The sequence below is a fragment of the Microbacterium sp. zg.B48 genome, assembly GCF_024623505.1.
In the GTDB taxonomy this organism is placed as follows: domain Bacteria; phylum Actinomycetota; class Actinomycetes; order Actinomycetales; family Microbacteriaceae; genus Microbacterium.
This window is the reverse complement of record NZ_JANJFE010000018.1, coordinates 281086-302158: the sequence shown is the minus strand read 5'-3', so window position 1 is coordinate 302158 and position 21073 is coordinate 281086. Positions and strand designations below refer to the sequence as shown.

Genomic DNA, 21073 nt, shown 5'->3' with positions numbered 1-21073 from the left:
CGGATGCTCCCGCAGGTCAGCCTCTCGGCATCCCCATCAGGGCAACTTCTCTATCTTATTCCCCGCGACCCGCCTGTCAAATCCGCACAATCCAACGTTTCCGCCGGAAGCACGATCATCGACCGCGTCTCACGAAGAGAGATCAGGTGCCCTGCGCTTCGGCGTATCAGCCAGTCCGCGGGGCAGCTCATCTATCTTACCCCATTCCGTCAGCCTGTCAAATCGACCGTTCGTGACGTTCAGACGTCAGCGAACAGCACTCATCGACAGCTTCGAGGAGTGAGGACCTCCATCCTAAACCCGGAGGCACGAACTCTCAATGAGAGTTCGAAAGGATGGGGGGTGGTTCTCCACTTGAGGGGGGTGAAGCCTTCCGGCCTCTCCGCTTCCCTGTGGGGCGAACAATCAATAGATTACGTGGGGCCTGGGGGGCTGGCAAATCCGGGCCGTGTCCCGGGCGTGTCTGCCTGGTCGGGGGCGCTTTCCGTGGATCCGACGGACTCAAGTCGCCCTCACGATCGGCTGGTCGGCCGAGCTGCGGCGGCGGTAGCCTCCAGCCATGCGCGTGCACTCGCCCCTCCCACACCTGTTCGTCCGTGTGGGAGGGGCATGAGCGTCTCCCCCTCCGCCCGGCGCCTGCTGCTCGAGCGCACCTGGGCTGCACTCGGCGGAGGCCCACTCTCATCCTCCGCGTTCATCGACACGGCGCCCCCGGTTCCGCTCCCGGCGCGCACGGACGTCGCATCTCTGGCCTGGGCGAGCGTGGGTGCGTCTGCGTTGGCGGCCGGGGCGCTCAGCGGTGGGCGCGCCCTTGCTCTCGATCCGGCACGCGTCGCGGTGTCGTACTCCAGCGAGCGGCATCTTCTGCTCGACGACGAGCAACCCCCGGTGTGGGCGCGGCTGTCCGGCTTCTTCCGGTCATCGGACGGCTGGGTCCGCACGCACGGCAACTACCCGCACCATGCGGCGGCGTTGCGACGCGGACTGGGGCTGACGCCGTGGGCTGACGCGATCACCGTGGCGGCCGCACTCCGCGGAATGCCGGCGGCTGTCGCGACGCAGGCGATCACATCCGCGGGTGGTCTGTGCGTGGCGGTGTCCCGTGAGAACCCGACGCTCGATGCGGCACTGCGCGGTGCACCCCTCGTCCATCTCCGGCACTCCGGCGCCGCGCACCCCCGGTCCCGCGCCGGGCGGGCCGCGGAGGCGCCGCTGCGCGGCATCCGCGTGCTGGATCTGACCCGCGTGATCGCCGGACCGGTGGCCACTCGCGCGCTCGCCCTTCTCGGTGCCGAGGTTCTGCGGATCGATCCCCCGGGACTTCCGGAGCCGGAGTGGCAGCACCTGGACAGCGGCCACGGCAAGCGGTCGGCGCTGCTGGACCTGCACGCGCCGCACGCTCGTGCCGTCTTCGATGAACTGCTGGCGTCGGCCGATGTCGTGGTCACCGGCTACCGCGCCGCGGCGATGGAACGGCTCGGTCTGGGGCCGCACCAGCTCATCGACCGGCATCCCGGCCTGGTCGTCGCGCGTCTGACCGCTTGGGGCGCAGAGCCCGCGATGGCGGACCGCCGTGGTTTCGACAGCCTGGTGCAGGCCGCCAGTGGGATCTCCTGGATCGAGTCGCCCGACGGCGAACGACCCGGCGCGCTGCCGGCACAGGCTCTCGACCACAGCGCAGGCTACCTTCTGGCGGCGGGGGTGATGTCGGCATTCCGTCACCAGGATGCCGATGGCGGATCGTGGCTCGTGGACGTCTCCCTCCGCCGCGTCGCCGCTGAGCTGCTCGGCATGCCGCGCAGCTCCTCCCCCGAACCGTCCGATCCGGTGGTCGATCCCGCCCCGCACCTGCAGAAGTTCGACATCGACGGCATCACGCTGGTCACCACTGCACCGGCGCTCGCGTACGCCGGCGGCCCGGTGGACTACCGACCGCCGCGACCGTGGGGACGCGACGCCCCGACGTGGTCCGGCCGGCCTTAGCCGGGGCGGACCGCACGCGGCGCGCGCACCACCTGGACGAGCACGGCCAGTACGAGCGTGAGGCCTCCCCACAGCGCACACGCCGGCGGGAGCACGCGATAGGCCAGGTGCGGGATCGTCCAGCTCTGCGTGAGCGGGCCGAACATCGCCAGGCCGATCACCCACGCCAGCACCAGGAACACGGGCAGGCAGGCCCACCATCCCCAGCGCACCGCGGCCGGCAGCACCCGGCGGGGCGGCTCGCGTCGATCCGCGCGCCGCAGCCAGAGGAGCGCCCACGCCGCGATGATGCCGAGGCCGACCACGGACGACCCGTGCTGCAGCCAGGTGTGACCGGCGAGCGGACCCCAGAGCCGGTCCAGCCCCGGAAGCACGCGCACCCCCCAGCGGCCCTCGTGCGTGAACAGGTCCCACACGATATGGCTGAGCACACCCAGGACGAGCGACGCGATCAGCAGCAGGGCGCCGCGCATCGACGGGCTGCGCACCTGGCCGCGGTCGTCGACGGACCGTCGGTCCGCGCGGGCCGTGAAGGTCTCCCGGAGCGCATCCCCGGGCGGGGCGTCCCACGACTCCGGCAGGCGTGCGGCGAGCCAGTCAGGACACAACTCGCGCACCGCGGGTCGCAGGAGGCAGCGCCAGACCAGCAGCAGCGCCAGTGCCAGCGCCACGGTCAGCGGCAGCCACCACAGGTCGTGCGTGAGCCCGTAGTGCAGCGGCAGTCCGCGCACGAACAGCGGAAGGTCCGGCGCCATCGCGCCGACGGCGATCGCGGCGGGCACCAGCGGCGTCCGCACGAACGGCAGGGCGACGACGGCGTGGCTCGGCGTGAACGGCATGCGTGCGGCGACCGGGTGCGCGGTGGTGCAGGACTCAGTTTCCGGCGATGAACACGCCGGCCAGCGTCTTCTTCCCGCGGCGGAGCACCGACACCCCGCCGGGCAGCGATCCGGCGACCACGGCCGTGTCGTCGGGCACCTTGACGCCATCCAGCGTGACCCCGCCCTGTGCGATGGCGCGACGAGCCTCGCTGAGGCTGCCGACCAGGCCGGTGTCCACGAGAGCATTGACGACCGGCGTCCCTGGCGGCAGTTCGGCATGCGGCAGCTCGCGCAGGGCGCTCTGCAGCGTCCCGGCATCCAGCGCGGTCAGGTCGCCTTGGCCGAAGAGGGCCTCGGATGCCGCGATCGCCGCGGCGGCGGCATCCGGGCCGTGCACGAGGCTGGTCACCTCGAGTGCGATCCGCTTCTGGCCGATGCGGCGGAAGGGCTCCGCGGCGTGCGCGTCCGCGACCTGCTCGATCTCGGCCCGGGTGAGGAAGGTGAACACCTTCAACCGGTCCGCCACGTCCGCGTCATCGGTGTTCAGCCAGAACTGGTACATCGCGTACGGGCTGGTGAGCTTCGCGTCCAGCCAGACCGCGTTGCCTTCGCTCTTGCCGAATTTGCGGCCGTCGCTGTTGGTGATCAGCGGCGTGCCGATGGCGTGCACGCTCCTGCCTTCGGCGCGATGGATCAGATCGACCCCGCTGGTGAGGTTCCCCCACTGGTCGCTGCCGCCGGTCTGCAGCACGCAGTCGTACTGCAGGAACAGCTCGCGGTAGTCCAGCCCCTGCAGGATCTGGTAGCTGAACTCCGTGTAGCTGATGCCCTCGTCGGAGTTCAGCCGTGCGCTGACGGCATCCTTCTTGAGCATCGTGCCGACCCGGTAGTGCTTCCCGATCTCCCGGAGGAAGTCGATGGCGCTCAGCGGCGCGGTCCAGTCCAGGTTGTTGACCATTCGGGCGGCGTTGTCGCCGTCGAAGCTCAGGAACCGCTCGACCTGCGCCTGCAGGTAGCCCACCCACTCGGCGACCGTCTCTTTGGTGTTCAGCACCCGCTCGGCCGTGGGCCGGGGATCCCCGATCAGTCCGGTCGACCCGCCGACCAGCCCGAGGGGCCGATGCCCGGCCAACTGCAGCCGGCGCATGACCAGGAGCTGGACGAGGTTGCCCAGGTGCAGGCTCGGCGCGGTCGGATCGAAGCCGCAGTAGTACACGACGGGCGGTCCGGCGAGCAGGGCCCGCAGGGCGTCCTGATCGGTGGAGACGTGGACGAGCCCTCGCCACACCAGTTCGTCCCAGACGTTCTCGAACGTCGGATCGTTGGCGGGGACGCTCGCAGTCAGGGCGGGAGAAGACACGCGTGCCAGGTTATCAGCGGGCCGCCGGCCTCCTCGATGCGCCCGACCCCGGTAAGCCGACGGACCTCATCGAGTTCAGATATGCCTGCGAGCTTCACCGGCACATCGCGCAGATCCGTTAAGTCTTGTAGCATGATCCAACTGAATGAAGTTCATTGACTTATCACTGGGGAGGACCGTGTTCGTTCTCACCGCGGACCAGCGCGACAGCCGGACCAGCGCCGACCTGGTCCCCGCCGGAGTGGACCTGGTCCAGCGGGCGGCCGGTGACCGACTCGCGATCCCGGTGCAGCGCAACGCGGGCGACGAGCTTCAGGCCCTCACCGGCAGCGCAGCCGGCGCGCTGGCGATCGCGCTGGCGTTGCTGCGCGACGGCGGTTGGAGTGTGGGGCTCGGCGTGGGCAGCGTGGACACGCCGCTCCCTGACGACATCCGCGCCGGTCGTGGGCCGGCGTTCGTGCTCGCCCGTGACGCCGTGGATCGAGCCAAGAACGCGCCCGGTCGCGTGGCGGTGGCCGCCGCGGATTTCCGTGCGGCGCAGGATGCCGAGGCCTATCTTCGCCTGCTGGTCGATCTGCGCGATCGCCGTTCCGCGCAGGGATGGGAAGTCGCCGATCTGCTCGAGGAAGGTCTGACGCAGAAGGACATCGCCGCGCGGCTGGGAATCACGCCCACGGCGGTGAGCCTGCGGGCCAAAGCCGGCGGCCTCCGTCTGGAGGAAGCCGCCATTCCCGCGCTGGAGCGCACACTGGCGGCTCTGGACTCCGGTTCGGCCACGGACCCCGTGCAAGACTGACCGCATGCCCGTGCTCTTCCCCGAGGCGATCATCGTCGCACTGCTGTCGATCTTCCTGTTCCTTGCGATGTGCGCAGCGCTGGTGTTGATCATTCTCAGCCTGCGGCGCCCGAGCACCGTCCCGCTGATCGCGGCAGGCGTGCTGGTACTGCTGGCACTGATCGTCGTCGTGGTCTCCCCCGTCAACGTTCCGCTTCTGATGGGCCTGATCGTCGCCCTGCTGGGCACCGCGGTGGCCGTTCTGGGCGGGAACCCGGTCACGCGGCGCATCCTCGAGATCGCCACCCACGGCCGGGTGCGGGACGGAGCCAACGGCGGCATCATGCTCGACACTCAGGCCGCGGGCGTCACGGACGGAGCCGAACCCACCACGTCGACGGAGGTGCTGCGGGGCGGCACGACGATCGGCTACCTCGAGCGACTCGCGGTGGTGATGTCCCTCATCGTCGGCTTCCCGGAGGCGCTGGCCATCGTCGTGGCGATCAAGGGCGTCGGCCGGTTCTCCGAGCTCGCCGCCGCCGAGGCGCGCGAGCGCTTCATCATCGGGACGCTTTCCAGCCTGCTGTGGGCGTGCCTCGTCGGCGCGCTGGTGCGCCTGGCGATCTGGTGAGGCACCCGGTCAGCGGGCCGGGACGCCGTCAGAGACCGAGAGCGTGTGCCGCGGCCTGAACGCGCGAGATCAGCTCCGCCCTCTGTTCGGTCACGCGCACGGGCGCGGTGCCGCCGACTCCGTCGCGGCTGGAGACCGAACCGGAGATCGTGAGGATCTGCCGGACGTCCGGCGACAGGTGCGGTGACACCGAGGCGAGCATCTCGTCGGTGACCTGGTCGAGTTCGAGGCCGCGCTGCTCGCACAGCTGGACCAGCGCCCCGGAGATCTCGTGGGCATCGCGGAAGGGGATGCCGCGTTTGACCAGCCACTCGGCGACATCCGTGGCCAGCGAGAAGCCCTGCGGCGCGAGCTGCGCCATCCGCTCGGTGTCGAATCGAAGGGTGGCCACCATGCCTGCGAAGGCGGGCAGCACGAGTTCGAGCGTCCGGACCGAGTCGAATACCGGCTCCTTGTCCTCTTGAAGGTCGCGGTTGTACGCCAACGGCAGTCCCTTCAGCGTCGCGAGGAGGCCGGTCAGATTGCCGATCAGGCGTCCGGCCTTGCCGCGCGCGAGTTCGGCGATGTCGGGGTTCTTCTTCTGCGGCATGATGCTCGAGCCGGTGGAGTAGCCGTCATCCAGTGTGACGAAACCGAATTCACGGGTGTTCCAGATGATGATCTCCTCGGCGAACCGCGAGATATCCACGGCGATCATGGCGGTGATGAACGCGAACTCCGCCACGACATCCCGCGCCGACGTGCCGTCCAGGGAGTTCTCGGCCGGGCGGGCCATCCCCAGCTCGCGCGCGATCAGCAGGGGGTCCAGCCCCAGGGTGGCGCCGGCGAGGGCGCCTCCGCCGTACGGTGACACGGACGCTCGGGCGGACCAGTCCCGCAAGCGCTCGAGGTCTCGCACCAGCGGCCAGGCATGGGCCTGCAGGTGATGAGCGAGCAGCACCGGCTGCGCGTGCTGCAGGTGAGTGCGACCCGGCATGATCGCCTCGGGGTGCGCCTCGGCCTGCGCCACGAGCGCGTCCACGACTCGGAGGATGGCCCGGGCGATGGTGCGCGAGTGATCCAGCATGTACATGCGGATCAGGGTCGCGATCTGGTCGTTGCGGCTCCGTCCCGCGCGCAGCTTGCCGCCGAGCTCGGAACCCACCGCGACGATCAGCGCCTGCTCCAGCGCGCCGTGCACGTCTTCGTCGTTCGGGCCGGGGAGCAGGGTGCCGTCGACGATCCTCTGCGCCAGCGCGTCGAGGCCGGCGTGCATGGCCGTCTCCTCGTCGGCGTTCAGGTACCCCGCGGCGGCGAGCGCCTTCGCGTGCGCGTGCGAACCGGCGATGTCATAGAGCGCGAGATCCCAGTCGAAGTGGGTCGAGCGGCTCAGCGCGGCCAGCTCCGGTGCGGGTCCCGACGCGAATCGCGCGCCCCACAGGGCTCCCTCGTTGGTGCCTTCCGGCTTCGTATCGCTCATCCGCTCAGCCTAACCGCGCCGCACCAGCACTCGTGCGAGCCGGTCCATCGCCCACTCCAGCGGGCCGCGGCCGACCAGCAGCGCCCATGCCGTACAGCCGACGATCAGGCCGATCGTGAGGGGCCAGAACGGCTCCAGGTCGCGGAATCCGCCGAGGTCGCCGGGATTGCCCAGGATCGCCGTGGCGGCGATCGCCCAGATCACCAGCTGGGCGGTGTAGGCGGTCAGCGGCATGGCGCCGACGGCGCGCAGCGGCAGGACGACCCATACCAGGACGGTCCGGCACGCCAGCAGGCAGAACCCGATCACGGCGAGCGCGAAACCCCCCGAGCCGATCACCTCGAGCACGCCGCTGGAGTGCGGATCCGCCGTCCAGACCGCCCCCCAGAAGGACGTCGGTTCGGTCGGCTGACGGGCTCCGGTGGCGCCGTGCAGGCCGTAGCCCACCACCGCGAGAATGGCGCCGGCGCCCAGGAGCCACAGCTGCACCTCAGCGCGGAGGACGCCGGAGCGTGCGGCGCCGATGCCCGCGACCACGAACGCGATCCAGACCGGGAAGGGATAGTGCCACCCGAGGGCCTGGTCCACCAGCTGTCCGTTCCATGTGGACCAGAAGGGCAGGCGGTCCAGGGCGACGACCGCGAACGGCATCACCACGCCGAGCGCCCCGGCCAGCAGGAACAGTGCGCGCGCACCGAGCGAGACCAGGGGCAGAGCGAGCAGGAACAGGATCGCGTACGCGGGCAGGATCACGTACACCGGCACCCCGGTGGCGATCAGGAGGATGCCGATCACCCAGAGCACCGCTGCCCGCACCACCAGCCGCCCGCGCGCCACGCGCAGCTGCGGCGGCGGCAGCGGGTGACGGCCGCCCGTGACGAGCCCGATCGACACGCCGGCGAGCGTCGCGAACAGGATCGAGGAGCGGCCCTCCACGACGCCCATCCAGGTGGATGCGTCCTCGAAGTCGACGTCCGCAAGCCACAGCAGGTGCGCGGCGATCATGCCGATCACGGCGAGGCCGCGGGCCAGGTCGATACCGCCGATGCGCTGTGCACCGTTCAGCCGCTCCCACCTGGACCCGAACCAGCCGACCGCGGTGGCCCGGGGTGGGGCTACTCCTGACGAAGCAACCACACCAGGAGGGCCTTCTGCGCGTGCAGTCGGTTCTCGGCCTCATCCCACACGACGCTCTGCGGGCCGTCGATGACCTCGGCTTCGACTTCGTAACCACGATCGGCGGGAAGGCAGTGGATGAAGATCGCGTCCGGCCGGGCCAGGGACATCAGCTCGCGCGTGACCTTGTACTGGCCGAGGTCCCGCAGGCGTGCCAGCTTCTCTTCCTCCTTGCCCATGGACACCCACGTGTCGGTGACGATCACGTCGGCGGATGCGGCGGCTTCTATCGGATCCGTATAGAGCGTCAGCGATCCGCCGGTCTCGGCGGCCCGCCGGTCAGCATCGGCGACGACGTCCTCGCGCGGCGAGTAGGACTCCGGTGATGCCACGCGCACGTGCATTCCCGCGGTCACCCCGGCGAGCATGTAGGAGTGGGCCATGTTGGAGCGGCCGTCGCCGAAGAACGCCAGCGTGAGCCCGCGCAGCTCGCCCTTGTGCTCCTGGATCGTCAGCAGATCCGCCAGCAGTTGGCACGGGTGGAAGTCATCGCTCAGCGCGTTGACCACCGGAACGCGGGTGCCGGCGGCCATCTCCTCCAGGCCGGCCTGCGCGTAGGTGCGCCAGACGATGGCCGCGACCTGCCGCTCGAGCACGCGGGCCGTGTCGGACGGCGTCTCCTTGCCGCCGAGCTGACTGTTCGCGGTCGAGATGATCAGCGGCGTCCCCCCGAGATCGGCGATCCCGACCGCGAAGGACACGCGCGTGCGCGTGGACGATTTGTCGAAGATCACCGCGACGGTCTCCGGGCCGGCGAGCGGCTTCAGCTTCCACCGGTCCTTCTTCAAGGCGACGGCGAGGTCCAGGATCTCGGACTGCTCAGCCGCAGTCAGGTCGTCATCGCGCAGCAGGTGCCGGGTCATGCCGAGACCCCGTTCGCGGCGGCCGCGGCCGGCGTCTCCAGCACCAGGGCGTCCTCCACCGTCCGCAGCGCGGCGGTGAACAGACGCACGAACTCGTCGATCTCGACGTCTCCGATGTTCAGCGGGGGCACCAGGCGGATGGTCTGGTCGTTGGGCGCGTTGATGATCAGTCCGTGCTCCTGCGCGGCGGCGACGACAGCCTTGGCCACCGGATGCCGCAGCGCGACGCCGATCAGGAGGCCCTGGCCGCGGCATCCGTCGACCAGCGCCGTGTCGATCGCGCCGATGGCGGCGCGCAGCTGGCGTCCCCGCTCGGCGGAGTTGGCCACGAGACCCTCGTTCTCGATCTCGCCGAGGACCGCGCCGGCGACGGCGGTGCCCAGTGCGTTTCCGCCGAACGTGGAGCCGTGCGTACCCGGGTAGAACAGCTCGCTGGCCTCGCCGAAGGTGATCAGCGCGCCGATCGGGAAGCCGCCGCCGATGCCCTTGGCGACGGTCACTGCGTCGGGGAGGATGCCCGCGTGCTGGAAGGCGAACCACTCCCCCGTGCGACCGGCACCGGTCTGGATCTCGTCGACGATCAGCAGCGCTCCGTGCCGCTGCGTGAGTTCACGGGCCGCGCGCAGGTACCCCTCGGGAAGATCCAGCACACCCGCCTCACCCTTGATCGGCTCGACGAAGAGCGCGGCCACGCGGTCATCCAGTGCTGCCTCCAGCGCCTCGATGGTGGAATCGATGAACTCCACACCCGGAACCATGGGAAGGAACGGCTCCTGCATGTAGGGCTTGCCGGTGAGGGCGAGCGTTCCCATGGTGCGGCCGTGGAACGCGTCGGTCAGCGCGAGGATGCGCGGACGCGCGGCCTCGCCCTCCGTCGGCGCACCGTGCAGGCGGGCGAGCTTGAAGGCGGCCTCGTTGGCTTCGGCACCGGAATTGCCGAAGTAGACGCGGCCGCGGTCACCGGTACCGGCGAGGCGCTTGAGCCGAGAGGCGAGCTCCAGCTGCGGAAGCGTGGCGAAGTAGTTCGACACGTGCGCCAGCGTCGCCGCCTGCGCCGCGATCGCCTCGACGAACACCGGGTGCGCGTGACCCAGCGAGTTCACCGCGATGCCGGCGAGGAAGTCCAGGTAGCGTCGCCCGTCCGCATCCCACAGGTAGGCGCCCTCCCCACGGACGAACAGCTCCATCCGGTCGCCGAAGCTGCGCACCAGGTCGCGCCCTGCGTCATCCTGCCAACTCATCCGAGGACCACCTCTGTTCCGATTCCCTTGCTTGTGAAGATCTCCACGAGCACCGAGTGCGGCACCCGTCCGTCGATGATCGCCGCCGTCTCCACTCCGCCCTCGACCGCGTCCAGGCACGCCTGCATTTTGGGGATCATGCCCGACTCCAGCGTGGGCAGCAGCGTGCGCAGCTCGGTCGTGCTCAGGTGCGAGACGAGCGAGTCCCGGTTCGGCCAGTCGGCGTAGAGCCCGGCCACGTCGGTGAGCACGACGAGTTTGGCGGCACCGAGCGCGACCGCCAGTGCCGCGGCTGCCGCGTCCGCGTTGACGTTGAGCGAATGTCCGGGGCGATCCAGGTCCGGGGCGATGCTCGAGACGACCGGGATCCGGCCCGCGGCGAGCTGGTCGTGCACCGGCTGCGGGTCGACCTCGACGACGTCGCCCACCCTGCCCAGGTCATGCTCCACCCCGTCGAGGATGACGCCGCGGCGACGTCCGCCGAACAGCCCGGCGTCCTCGCCGGACAGGCCCGCGGCGTGGGGTCCGTGCGCGTTGATCTTGGCCACCAGCTGCGGGTTGATCTGGCCGGTCAGCACCATCCGCACGACGCCGATGGCCTCCGTGCTCGTGACGCGGTAGCCGCCCTTGAACTCGCTGGGGATCGACAGGCGGTCGAGCATCGAGGAGATCTGCGGTCCGCCGCCGTGGACGACGACGGGCTTGACGCCGACGTAACGCAGGTAGGCGATATCGGACGCGAACGCGTCCTGCAGTTCGTCGCTGACCATGGCGTTGCCGCCGTACTTGATCACGATGATCTGGTCGTTGAAGCGCTGCAGCCAGGGCAGCGACTCGATCAGCGTGGCTGCTTTCGCGCTCGCTTCGGCGGGGTCGGTGACCTGAAGATCGATGTCGGTCATGTCAGCTGCTCGTTCATGAGGCGTAGGCGCTGTTCTCGTGTACGTAGTCGTGGGTCAGATCGTTGGTCAGGATCGTCGCTGCCGCTTCGCCGACTCTGAGGTCGATGAGCAGATCCGTTGCCCGCGGGGTCAAGTCCACGTCGTCGCGGGACGCGTCCGGCCCACCCTGGCTGCACACGCGGACGCCGTTCATCCACACATCGACGTCGTAGGGATCGAAGGCCGCCTCGGTGGTGCCGATTGCGGCCAGCACCCGACCCCAGTTGGGGTCGTTGCCGAAGATCGCGGCTTTGAACAGGTTGTTGCGGGCGACCGAACGGCCCACTTCCACGGCGTCGGCTTCGGTTGCCGCGTGGACCACCCGGATGGCGATGTCGTGCGAGGCGCCCTCGGCATCGCCCTGGAGCTGGGTGGCCAGGTCGAGGCACAGTTCGGCCAGCGCGGAGGTGAAATCCTCGGGCTCCGGCGCGACACCGGAGGCGCCGCTGACCATCAGGGTGACCTGGTCGTTGGTCGACATGCAGCCATCCGAATCGAGCCGGTCGAAGGTCACGCCCGTCGCGCGGCGCAGCGCGCTGTCGGCGGCGGCCGCGTCGAGCACGGCGTCGGTCGTGATCACGACGAGCATCGTCGCCAAGCCGGGCGCCAGCATCCCGGCGCCCTTGGCCATGCCGCCGATCGACCATCCGTCCCGTCGGACGACGGAGCGCTTCGGTCGTGAATCGGTGGTCATGATGGCGAGGGATGCCGCTTCGCCGCCGTCCGGGCTCAGGGCGGCGACGCCGTCCGCGGTACCGTCGAGGACCTTCGCGCGGAAGACCTCGTCGCCGGTGCCGATCAGACCGGTCGAGCAGACCAGGATGTCGCCCGAGCTGACACCGAGCAGTTCCGCCGCCCGCTCGGCGGTCTGGTGCGTGGTCTGGAAGCCGAAGGTGCCTGTGAAGCAGTTCGCGCCGCCGGAGTTCAGGACGATCGCCTCGACGACCCCGTCCTGGATGGCCTGCTGGGACCAGAGAATGGGGTTCGCCTTGGCGCGGTTGGAGGTGAACACCGCCGCTCCGACCTTGAGAGGCCCGCGGTTGACGACCACGGCGACGTCGGTCTTCCCACTGGATTTGAGACCCGCTGCGACACCGGCCGCTTCGAAGCCCCGGGCGGCGGTGACGCTCACGGTGCGAGTCCGTTCGTTGTCAGTGCGCGGCCTTCGGGAAGGCCGAGCGCGAGGTTCATCGACTGGATGGCGGCGCCGGCAGTGCCTTTGACGAGATTGTCCACTGCGGCCACCACGACGACGCGGTTCGCGTCCCGGTCGATGGCCAGCCCGAGCAGCGCCGTGTTGGCACCCATGACGTCGGCGGTGCGCGGGAAGCGGCCGGGGGGCAGCAGCTGTACGAAGGTCTCGTCGCCGTACGCGGCTTCCCAAGCGTCACGGATGTCGGCATCCGTGACGCCGGGCGCGATCGGAGCCGTGCTGGTGGCCAGGATGCCGCGAGCCATGGGCACGATGATCGGCGTGAAGGAGATCCGGATGCCCGCACCGGCAGCCTGCGGCGTACCCGACCCGAGCGCGACGTCGCCTTCCGGGGCGGCGGCGGCCAGCGCCTGCCGGATCTCGGGGATGTGCCGGTGTGCACCGCCGACCGCGTAGGGGTTGGCGCTGCCGAGGATCTCGCTGGCCAGCAGATCCGTCTTCAGGCTCTTGCCGGCGCCGGACGGGCCGACGGCGAGCACGGTGACGATGTCGGAGGTGTCGATCACTCCGGCTGCGACACCGGGCGCGAGGCTGAGGCTCACCGTGCTCGCGTTGCATCCGGGCGCGGCGATGCGTCGTGCGCCGACGAGTCGCTCACGCTGCTTGACCCCGTGGACCAGCAGCTCGGGGACACCGTATTCCCAGGGCTCGTGGAAGTCGCCGCCGTAGAACTGGTCCCAGTCGCTGCGCGCGGAGAGGCGGTGGTCGGCGCCCGCGTCGATGACCAGGGGGGTGTCCGACAGCGCATCGGTGAACCGGCCGGATTCGCCGTGCGGGAGCGCGAGGAAGACGATGTCGTGCCCGGCCAGCACCTCCGGGGCGGTCTTCTGAAGCGTCAGATGCGCCAGGGACCGCAGATGCGGCTGCTGCTGGACGAGGTCCTGCCCGGCATTCGAGTGCGCGGTGACAGTGCGGATCTCGACGTCGGGATGAGCGGCGAGGATCCGCAGGATCTCACCGCCCGCATAGCCCGAAGCGCCGGATACGGCGACCGAATATGTCATGGATTCAACCTTAGAGTCTGGGGTCGGGGCCCTTCGACGGGCTCAGTGCTCCGGCGACGCCCACGGCTCCCCTTCCCAGGGTGCGCGGGGCCGCCTAGAGTCGGCGTCCGTCCAGACGTCGGCGCGCGGGAGCGACGCTCGATACGAGCGTGGCGGAGAGGTGCGCAGCCGAAGGCATGGGGCGACGATAGCCCCTGCGGTGTGAGCCCTGCAAATCGCGCGCTGCGCGCCACCGGGCCCGATCGGCTTTCGGAGTCCGAGGTCCCTGTCAGGATGGGGCAGTGATCACGACTGTGGCAGTGGCCGGGTACCGATCGCTGCGCGACGTCGTGGTGCCGTTGGGCGGCCTGACCGTGGTGACCGGGGCGAACGGTTCCGGAAAGTCCAACCTCTACCGCGCGCTGCGGCTGCTCGCTTCGGCGGCGAGCGGGTCGCTGGTGGCAGCCGTAGCCGGCGAAGGCGGACTGCGGTCGCTGCTGTGGGCCGGGCCGGAGGCGCCCACCGGTCAGTCGGCCGTGCAGGGGACGGTGCGCAAGCGGCCGCACGCGCTCCTGCTCGGGTTCGCCGGTGACGAACTCGGCTACGTCGTCGATCTCGGCATCCCGCAGACGGTGGGGCCCTCGCTGTTCGACCGCGACCCCGAGGTCAAGCGCGAACAGGTGTTCGCCGGGCCTGTCGCCAAGCCCTCGTCCCTGCTCATCGACCGTCACGGCGCCGCGGCGCGGGTACGCGATCGGAACTGGCGGCCCCTCGCGCAGCCGCTGATGCCGTACGAGACGATCCTGACCGACCTCGCCGACGGGGACACCGCCCCCGAGCTGCTGAGCCTGCGCCGCACGCTGGGCGGCTGGCGCTTCTACGACCACTTCCGTACGGACACCGCTGCGCCGGTGCGATCGCCGCAGGTCGGCACGCGCACCGCAGTGCTCGGCCATGACGGCACCGACGTGGCGGCGGTGTGGGCGACGATCAGGGATGCCGGGCACTCCGATGAGCTGGACCGTGAAGTGCAGCGGGCCTTCCCCGGCACGCGCGTGGACGTGATCGGCACGGACGGCCGCCTGCGTCTGGTCATGCACCAGCCCGGCCTGCTGCGCCCGCTGGAGACCGATGAGCTCTCGGACGGGACGCTGCGGTATCTGCTGCTGTGCGCCGCGTTGCTTCCGGCGGCACCGGGTCCGCTCATCGTCCTCAACGAGCCGGAGTCCAGCCTGCATCCCGACCTGCTCGGGCCGCTCGCGCAGCTGATCGCCGCGGCATCCCGTCGCACCCAGGTGCTGGTCGTGACCCACGCCGGCGCGCTCGGGTCCGCACTGGAGGATGCCGGTGCCGTGACCCATCGACTCGAGGCGACGCCGTCCGGCACCCGGATCACCGGGCAGGGCGTGCTGGATCGTCCACCCTGGCACTGGGGAGCACGCTGAGCCGCGCGCTGCCCCCGAAGGCACCCGCTATTCGCGCAGCGTGGCGCCGAATCTCTCCGCGGCAGCTGCGACGCCGGCGAGCTTGGCCTCGGTGGCCTCGGCGGCGGTCAGCGTGCGGTCCTGAGCGCGGAAGCGCAGCGCGAAGGTGAGGCTCTTCGCGCCCTCCGGCACGCCCGCGCCGCGGTAGTCGTCGACGAGCCGCATCGACTCCAGCAGGGCGCCGGCGCCCTCCGCCACAGCGGCGCGCACGTCGCCCGCCGGCACGTCCGCGCCCACCACCAGGGACAGGTCCTGCGTGGCGGCGGGATATCCCGACAGCGAGCCGGCGACGACCTTCTCGCCTGCGAGCGAGAGGATGAGGTCCAGATCGAGCTCCGCGACGATGACGCGGCCGGGCAGGTCGGCCGCCTCGGCGACGGCAGGGAGCAGCTCGCCCGCATACCCGACATCGACCGCACCGACAGACAGCACCGCCGTCCGCCCGGGATGCAGCGCTGCCCGTTCGCCCTGGGACACGGCAACACTCACTCCGGCAGCCGCCGCGATCGTGCGCACGGCGTCGAGCGCGTCGGCAAGACCGGCCGCCTCGGCGGCGGCGCCCGGCTGCTTCGCCGAAATCAGACCGGCCAGCAGGATCGCCACGTGCCGGTGCTGCGGCGGAATGGACACGTCCAGGGCGGTCAGGGTCGCGGCATCCGGGCGCACGGCGAGCGGGGGCACGAACGATGTGCCGTACGTCACGCCGGCTTCGGGGAGGAACACGGAACCGGTCTCGAAGAGCTGGAGGTCGGTGAAGCCGCGTGCCACGTTGCGGTGCGCAACCCGCAGCAGCGCCGGCACGAGGCTGCGGCGCAGGAACGGCGCCTGCCCGTCCAGCGGGTTCGCGAGCTTGACGCTCGGCAGGTGCGCGCCGGAGGCGGAGCCGTGCAGATCGTTCTGATCCTGCGTGGTGAAGGGGAACGACGGTGTCTCGACATAACCGGCGGCCGCGAGGGCGTTGGCCACACGGCGTCGTCCCTGCTGGGCCGGCGTCAGACCGCGCCCGGACGGCGGCGTGGGAAGGAGGGACGGGATCCGGTCGTACCCCTCGATGCGGGCGACCTCCTCGGCGAGGGTCCACTTGTCGGTCAGGTCCGGACGCCAGGACGGGGGTGAGACCACCAGTTCGTCACCGCGGTCGTCCACTTCGCACCCGATCAGCCGCAGCGCGCCGATCACCTCGGAGGTGGGGTAGTTCACGCCGATCAGGCCCTGCACGAAGCCCACCGGCAACACGATGTGCGACCGCGTCCACGGCGCGAACAGCGCCCCGCCGAGCTCGTCGATCGTGCCCCCTGCCAGCTCGACCATCAGGTCCGCGACGCGCTGGGCAGCCACGAACGGGATGTTCGGGTCGACTCCGCGCTCGAAACGACGCGAGGCCTCGGACGGCAGCTTGTGCCGGCGTGCGGTGCGCGCGATGGAGACCGGGTCGAACACGGCGGCCTCGATCAGGACGTTCTTGGTGTCGGGCCCCATCTCGGTTGTTCCGCCGCCCATGACGCCGGCCAGACCGATCGGACCGGACTCGTCGGTGATGAGCAGGTCTTCCGGATCCAGCGCACGGACCTTGCCGTCGAGCGTCTCGAGCTGCTCGCCCGGCGTCGCGCGACGAACGGTGATGCCGCCGGTGAGCTTGTCCAGGTCATAGCCGTGGATCGGGTTGCCCAGCTCCAACATGACGTAGTTGGTGATATCGATCAGGACCCCCAGCGAGCGGATGCCGGCAAGGCTCAGGCGCGCGGTCATCCACGCGGGCGTGGGCGCGGTCGCGTCGACTCCGCGCACGGTGCGCACCACGAACTCCGATGCGCCCACGCGGCCGCGGATCGGTGCGACGTCTTCGACAGCGATGACGAAGCCATGACCGGGCTCGACCTGGTGCGGCGGACGCAGCCCCGGGTCGCGGAAGGTCGCGCCGGTCGCGTGCGAGTACTCGCGCGCCACACCGCGCAGCGACAGCGCGTAGCCGCGGTCCGGGGTCACGTTGATCTCGACTGCGACGTCGTTCAGCCCCAGCAGTTCGATCGCGTCGGTGCCCACGGGCGCGTCGATACCCAGAGCGGCAAGACGCAGGATGCCGTCGTGCTCTTCGCCGAGGCCCAGCTCCCTGGCCGAGGCGATCATGCCGTCGGACACGTGGCCATACGTCTTGCGCGCGGCGATGGGGAACGGGCCGGGCAACACGGCGCCCGGGAGCGTCACCACGACCTTGTCGCCGACGAAGAAGTTGCGGGCACCGCACACGATGCCGTGGACGGCGTCGCCGCCGTCGGCCGCGGTCTCCCCGTCCGGAGCAACGCGCACCTGGCACCAGCGGATGGTTTTGCCGTTGGACTGCGGTTCCTCGACGAAGTCGAGCACCTCGCCCACGACGATCGGACCGGACAGCTCGAAGCGGTGGATGTCCTCCTCCTCGAACCCGACGCGCACGAGCGCGGCCAGCACGTCCTCGGGTGCGGCATCCACCGGCACATCGACGTACTCCCGCAGCCAGGAGAGCGGAACGCGCATCAGACCACCATCCCGAACTGCTCGCTGAAGCGGATGTCGCCTTCGGCCATGTCACGCATGTCCTGGACGTCGCTGCGGAACATCAGCGTCCGTTCGATGCCCATTCCGAACGCGAAGCCGGAGTACTGCTCGGGGTCGATGCCGGCCGCCCGCAGCACATTCGGGTTGATCATGCCGCAGCCGCCCCACTCGATCCAGCGGGCTCCGCCTGTGAAGGTCGGATGCCACAGGTCCAGCTCGGCCGAGGGCTCGGTGAAGGGGAAGAAGTTCGCGCGGAAGCGCGTCTTGGCCTCCGGCCCGAACAGCACGCGGGCCGCATGGTCCAGCGTGCCCTTCAGATGCGCCATGGTGATGTTCTTGTCCACCACGAGTCCCTCGAACTGCGTGAACACGGGCAGGTGGGTGGCGTCGAACTCGTCGGTGCGGTAGACCCGCCCCGGGCACAGCACATAGATCGGGATGTCCCGCTCCAGCATGGATCGCACCTGAACGGGGCTGGTGTGCGTGCGCATCACGAGGTGGCGCTCCACCGGATCGACGAAGAACGTGTCCTGCATCTGGCGCGCGGGGTGATCGGCATCGAAGTTCAGCGCGTCGAAGTTGTACCACTCGTGCTCGAGCTCGGGGCCTTCGGCGATCTCCCAGCCCATGCCCACGAAGATGTCCGCGATCTGCTCCTGCAGGAGCGAGATCGGGTGCCGCGCCCCCACGCGGGCGCGGACGGGCAACGCCGTGACATCCACCCGCTCGGACTCCAGCCGGGCAGCGGTCTCGGCCTCGGCGATCGCGGCCTCGCGGGCGGCGAGCGCCTGGTTCACACGGCCCCGCGCCTGACCGATCAGCTTGCCGAACTCGGACTTGCGCTCCGGGGCGACCTCGCGCATGCGGGAATTGAGCTTGGCCAGCGGCGAGCCCTCTGCGATGTGCGCGGAGCGCACCGCCTTGATGGCGGCGCTGTCGGATGCCGCGGCGATGGCGTCCAGAGCAGCCTGGGCGGCGGCATCCACCGCCTCGGGCGTGATTTCGGGAAGGTCAGACACGAGAAGCGAGTCTACCGAGGGCGGATGAGCCCGCCGTCGCACTAGAGCTGCGTTCTGGACTCCGACTGCTTCGCGGCCGCGCTGGTCTCTGCCCCCAGGATCGCCTGCGTCGGATCCAGCGGCTGAGCCGGTCCCTTCGCCCTGCGCCGGCGCATTCCCCCGCTCGCGGTGCGGCGGGACAGCCAGCGCGCGAACCAGGACAGGGTCAGGTTGATGGCGAGGTAGATCGCCAAGGTCACGGCGAACAGCGAGAACAGGTACCGGTTGCCGTAGAAGCTGCCGAGGTTGTTGATGTTGTTGCGGATGATCTCGTTGTATCCGACGATGTAGCCCAGCGAGGTGTCCTTCAGCAGCACCACCAGCTGGGCCACGATGATCGGCAGCATCTGGCGGAACGCCTGAGGGAACTCGACCAGCATCTTGGACTGGAACTCCCGCATGCCGACGCTCAGCGCCGCTTCCCGCTGTCCTCGTGGCAGCGCGACCAGACCGGCGCGCAGGATCTCGCCGATCAGCGTTCCGTTGTACAGGATGAGCGCGATCACGACCGCCCAGAAGGCTCCGGTCGAGGCGATGAGGAGGATGAACAGCATCATCAGCAGCACCGGCATGCCGCGCAGGAATTCGATCAGCCACGCCGTCGGAATGCGCACCCACGCGATCGTCGAACTGCGCAGCAGCGACAGGACGATGCCGAGCGCGATCGCGCCGACGCCGGCCACCGCCGCGGCCTGCAGCGTCGCGACGACGCCTTCGGCGATGAACACCCACACCTGTGGGTCGGCGAAGATGTTCCACCGCGTGGCGTCGAACATGCCCGGCAGCGTGATGCCGCCGGACTGACGCGGGGCGGCCAGGAGCGTGTACACCCAGAACCCGCCCGCGAGGATCAGCAGGAGCGCGACGATCGACACGATCAGCGAGACCCTGCGGGCCCTGGGGCCGGGCACGTCGAACAGCACGCTGTTGCCGCTCATCGGCGCACCACCCATCGCTTCTCGAGTTGGCCGGCGAAGTAGCCCAGGGGCACGGTGATGACGAGGTACAGCAGCGCGGCGGTGAACAGGATCTGCAGCACGATGTTGCCGTTGTCATTGGCGAGCTGACGGGTGGTGGCGAACAGTTCGACGACGAAGAAGCCGCCGGCGACCGAGGTGTTCTTGGTCAGCGCGATGAAGACGTTGATCAGCGGGGGCACGGTCATCCGGAACGCCTGCGGCAGGACCACCAGGCTGACGGTCTGCCCGAAGCCGAGTCCGATGCTGCGCGCCGCCTCAGCCTGACCGATCGGCACGCCGTTGATGCCGGAGCGCAGGGCTTCGGCGACGAAGGGGGACGTGTAATACGTCAGCGCGACGAACGCGAGGATCAGGTACGGGGCCCGCACTCCCAGCATCGGAAGCACGAATGCCGTGAAGATGAACACGAGCGTGAGCGGGGTGTTGCGGGCGATCTCCACCCAGAAGGCGGCGAACACGCGCAGCGAGGCGACCGGCGAGATGCGCATCGCGGCGATCAGGGTGCCCAGGATGAGGGCGGCGACGCCGGAGACGACCAGAAGGAGCAGGGTAACGCGGAAGCCCGCCCAGAACTCGGGCATCAACGACCACAGCTGTTCCATCGGGCCTCCTCTCGTGGGCGGTTCGCATCGGGGGGGGGATGCCCGGGCCGGCGTCACCGCCGGCCCGGGCATCCGATCGATCAGTAGCGGTCGACTGCCGGCGGGTCGATGTACGGCAGCACCGTGCCGGCCGTGGCGTCCCATGCCGCCTGGTAACGGCCGTCCTCGTATGCCTTCTCGAGGACGTCGTTGATCCAGTCGCGGAACTCGGTGTCCTCCAGCGCGAGACCGATGCCGTAGGGCTCGTCCGTGAACGGCTCTCCGACGACCTTGAACTCGCCCTCGTTCTGGGCGGCGAGGCCGGCGAGGATGACGTTGTCCGTGGAGACGGCGACGACCGTGCCGTTGCGCAGCGGCTCGAGGCAGTTCGAGTACGTGTCGGTCAGGACGACCTCGGCACCGAGTGCCGCGAGGTTCGCGGCCGGCGTGGAGCCGGTCACCGAGCACACCGGCTCCCCGACGAGGTCCTTCTCGTCGGTGATGTCATCGTTGTCCGCGAGCACGAGGATCGACTGGCCTGCCATGTAGTACGGGCCGGCGAACGAGACGACTTCCTTGCGCTTGTCGTTGATGGTGTACGTCGCCACGACGATGTCGACTTCACCGTTCTGGATGAACGGCTCGCGGTTGGCGGAGACCGCTTCCTTCCACTCGATGTCATCCTGGGCGATGCCCAGCTCGGCGGCGACGATCTTGCCGATCTCGACGTCGAAGCCCTCGGGACCGTTCGGACCCTTGAGACCGAACAGCGGCTGATCGAACTTCGTTCCGATCGTGATGGTGCCCGCCTCGGCGAGCGCTGCCATCGTGCTGCCCTCGGCGAACGTGGGAGCCGGCTCGGGGGTCGCCGTCGCGTCACCGCCGGCGTCTCCGCCACCAGAGGCGCACCCGGCGAGCGTGAGCGCGCCGGCTGCGGCCAGCGCGATCAGGGCGAGTCGTGTTCTCTTCATGTCCTACCAGTCCTTTGC

Annotated in this window: 18 protein-coding genes; 4 read left to right on the top strand and 14 right to left on the bottom strand. The window is 69.9% G+C overall.

Going from position 1 to position 21073, the window contains the following annotated elements; translation table 11 throughout:
* Positions 1-609: 609 nt before the first annotated feature.
* Positions 610-1983: a CoA transferase gene (locus tag NQ152_RS15370; RefSeq protein ID WP_257524598.1), complete on the top strand. Its 1374-nt coding sequence runs from the start codon at positions 610-612 to the stop codon at positions 1981-1983.
* Here the strand turns inward: NQ152_RS15370 and NQ152_RS15365 are convergent.
* Positions 1980-2822 (bottom strand): DUF4184 family protein, encoded by an 843-nt coding sequence (locus NQ152_RS15365; protein WP_257524597.1) that lies wholly within the window; start codon positions 2820-2822, stop codon positions 1980-1982. The two genes, NQ152_RS15370 and NQ152_RS15365, sit on opposite strands and share 4 nt — an antisense overlap.
* 34 nt (positions 2823-2856) lie before the next feature.
* Positions 2857-4164 (bottom strand): tyrosine--tRNA ligase, encoded by a 1308-nt coding sequence (gene tyrS / locus NQ152_RS15360; protein WP_257524596.1) that lies wholly within the window; start codon positions 4162-4164, stop codon positions 2857-2859.
* A gap of 145 nt (positions 4165-4309) precedes the next feature.
* Between tyrS and NQ152_RS15355 the strand changes: the two genes are divergently transcribed.
* The gene (locus tag NQ152_RS15355; RefSeq protein ID WP_257524595.1) at positions 4310-4960 is read left to right on the top strand and encodes a DNA-binding protein; all 651 of its coding nucleotides are present in this window, start codon (positions 4310-4312) and stop codon (positions 4958-4960) included.
* Between the two features lie 4 nt (positions 4961-4964).
* Positions 4965-5570, top strand: a complete 606-nt coding sequence (locus NQ152_RS15350; protein ID WP_257524594.1) for a hypothetical protein — start codon at positions 4965-4967, stop codon at positions 5568-5570.
* Between the two features lie 28 nt (positions 5571-5598).
* Here NQ152_RS15350 and argH read toward each other — a convergent pair whose 3' ends face one another.
* From argH to argC, 7 genes are read right to left on the bottom strand one after another with little or no spacing between them, the layout of a single operon-like run.
* Positions 5599-7029: an argininosuccinate lyase gene (argH, locus tag NQ152_RS15345; RefSeq protein ID WP_257524593.1), complete on the bottom strand. Its 1431-nt coding sequence runs from the start codon at positions 7027-7029 to the stop codon at positions 5599-5601.
* Positions 7030-7038: 9 nt separating this feature from the next.
* A complete protein-coding gene (locus NQ152_RS15340; RefSeq protein ID WP_257524592.1) occupies positions 7039-8166 on the bottom strand; it encodes a DUF1624 domain-containing protein in 1128 nt (375 codons plus the stop codon).
* The gene (argF, locus tag NQ152_RS15335; protein WP_257524591.1) at positions 8145-9068 is read right to left on the bottom strand and encodes an ornithine carbamoyltransferase; all 924 of its coding nucleotides are present in this window, start codon (positions 9066-9068) and stop codon (positions 8145-8147) included. Before argF ends, NQ152_RS15340 begins: the two co-directional genes overlap by 22 nt.
* On the bottom strand, positions 9065-10309 hold the full coding sequence (locus tag NQ152_RS15330) for an acetylornithine transaminase (RefSeq protein ID WP_257502654.1): 1245 nt from the start codon (positions 10307-10309) through the stop codon (positions 9065-9067). The genes argF and NQ152_RS15330 overlap by 4 nt, the downstream gene beginning before the upstream one ends.
* Complete coding sequence (gene argB, locus NQ152_RS15325) at positions 10306-11211, bottom strand: acetylglutamate kinase (RefSeq protein ID WP_257524590.1); 906 nt, start codon at positions 11209-11211, stop codon at positions 10306-10308. Before argB ends, NQ152_RS15330 begins: the two co-directional genes overlap by 4 nt.
* A gap of 13 nt (positions 11212-11224) precedes the next feature.
* Positions 11225-12382, bottom strand: a complete 1158-nt coding sequence (argJ, locus tag NQ152_RS15320; protein WP_257524589.1) for a bifunctional glutamate N-acetyltransferase/amino-acid acetyltransferase ArgJ — start codon at positions 12380-12382, stop codon at positions 11225-11227.
* Positions 12379-13467 (bottom strand): N-acetyl-gamma-glutamyl-phosphate reductase, encoded by a 1089-nt coding sequence (argC, locus tag NQ152_RS15315; RefSeq protein WP_257524588.1) that lies wholly within the window; start codon positions 13465-13467, stop codon positions 12379-12381. The genes argJ and argC overlap by 4 nt, the downstream gene beginning before the upstream one ends.
* Positions 13468-13748: 281 nt before the next feature.
* Here argC and NQ152_RS15310 point away from each other — a divergent pair, with 281 nt between their 5' ends.
* Positions 13749-14891 carry an AAA family ATPase gene (locus tag NQ152_RS15310; protein WP_257524587.1) on the top strand — a complete coding sequence of 381 codons (1143 nt, stop codon included), beginning with the start codon at positions 13749-13751 and terminating at the stop codon, positions 14889-14891.
* 27 nt (positions 14892-14918) lie between these two features.
* Here NQ152_RS15310 and pheT read toward each other — a convergent pair whose 3' ends face one another.
* The 5 genes from pheT to NQ152_RS15285 form a co-directional block, all read right to left on the bottom strand.
* A complete protein-coding gene (gene pheT / locus NQ152_RS15305) occupies positions 14919-17444 on the bottom strand; it encodes a phenylalanine--tRNA ligase subunit beta (protein ID WP_257524586.1) in 2526 nt (841 codons plus the stop codon).
* Positions 17444-18484 carry a phenylalanine--tRNA ligase subunit alpha gene (gene pheS, locus NQ152_RS15300; RefSeq protein WP_257502660.1) on the bottom strand — a complete coding sequence of 347 codons (1041 nt, stop codon included), beginning with the start codon at positions 18482-18484 and terminating at the stop codon, positions 17444-17446. The genes pheT and pheS overlap by 1 nt, the downstream gene beginning before the upstream one ends.
* Positions 18485-18525: 41 nt before the next feature.
* Positions 18526-19461 carry an ABC transporter permease subunit gene (locus tag NQ152_RS15295; protein ID WP_257524585.1) on the bottom strand — a complete coding sequence of 312 codons (936 nt, stop codon included), beginning with the start codon at positions 19459-19461 and terminating at the stop codon, positions 18526-18528.
* Positions 19458-20105: an amino acid ABC transporter permease gene (locus NQ152_RS15290; protein ID WP_257502662.1), complete on the bottom strand. Its 648-nt coding sequence runs from the start codon at positions 20103-20105 to the stop codon at positions 19458-19460. The genes NQ152_RS15295 and NQ152_RS15290 overlap by 4 nt, the downstream gene beginning before the upstream one ends.
* 80 nt (positions 20106-20185) lie before the next feature.
* Positions 20186-21055 (bottom strand): glutamate ABC transporter substrate-binding protein, encoded by an 870-nt coding sequence (locus tag NQ152_RS15285; RefSeq protein WP_257502663.1) that lies wholly within the window; start codon positions 21053-21055, stop codon positions 20186-20188.
* Between the last annotated feature and the right edge of the window lie 18 nt (positions 21056-21073).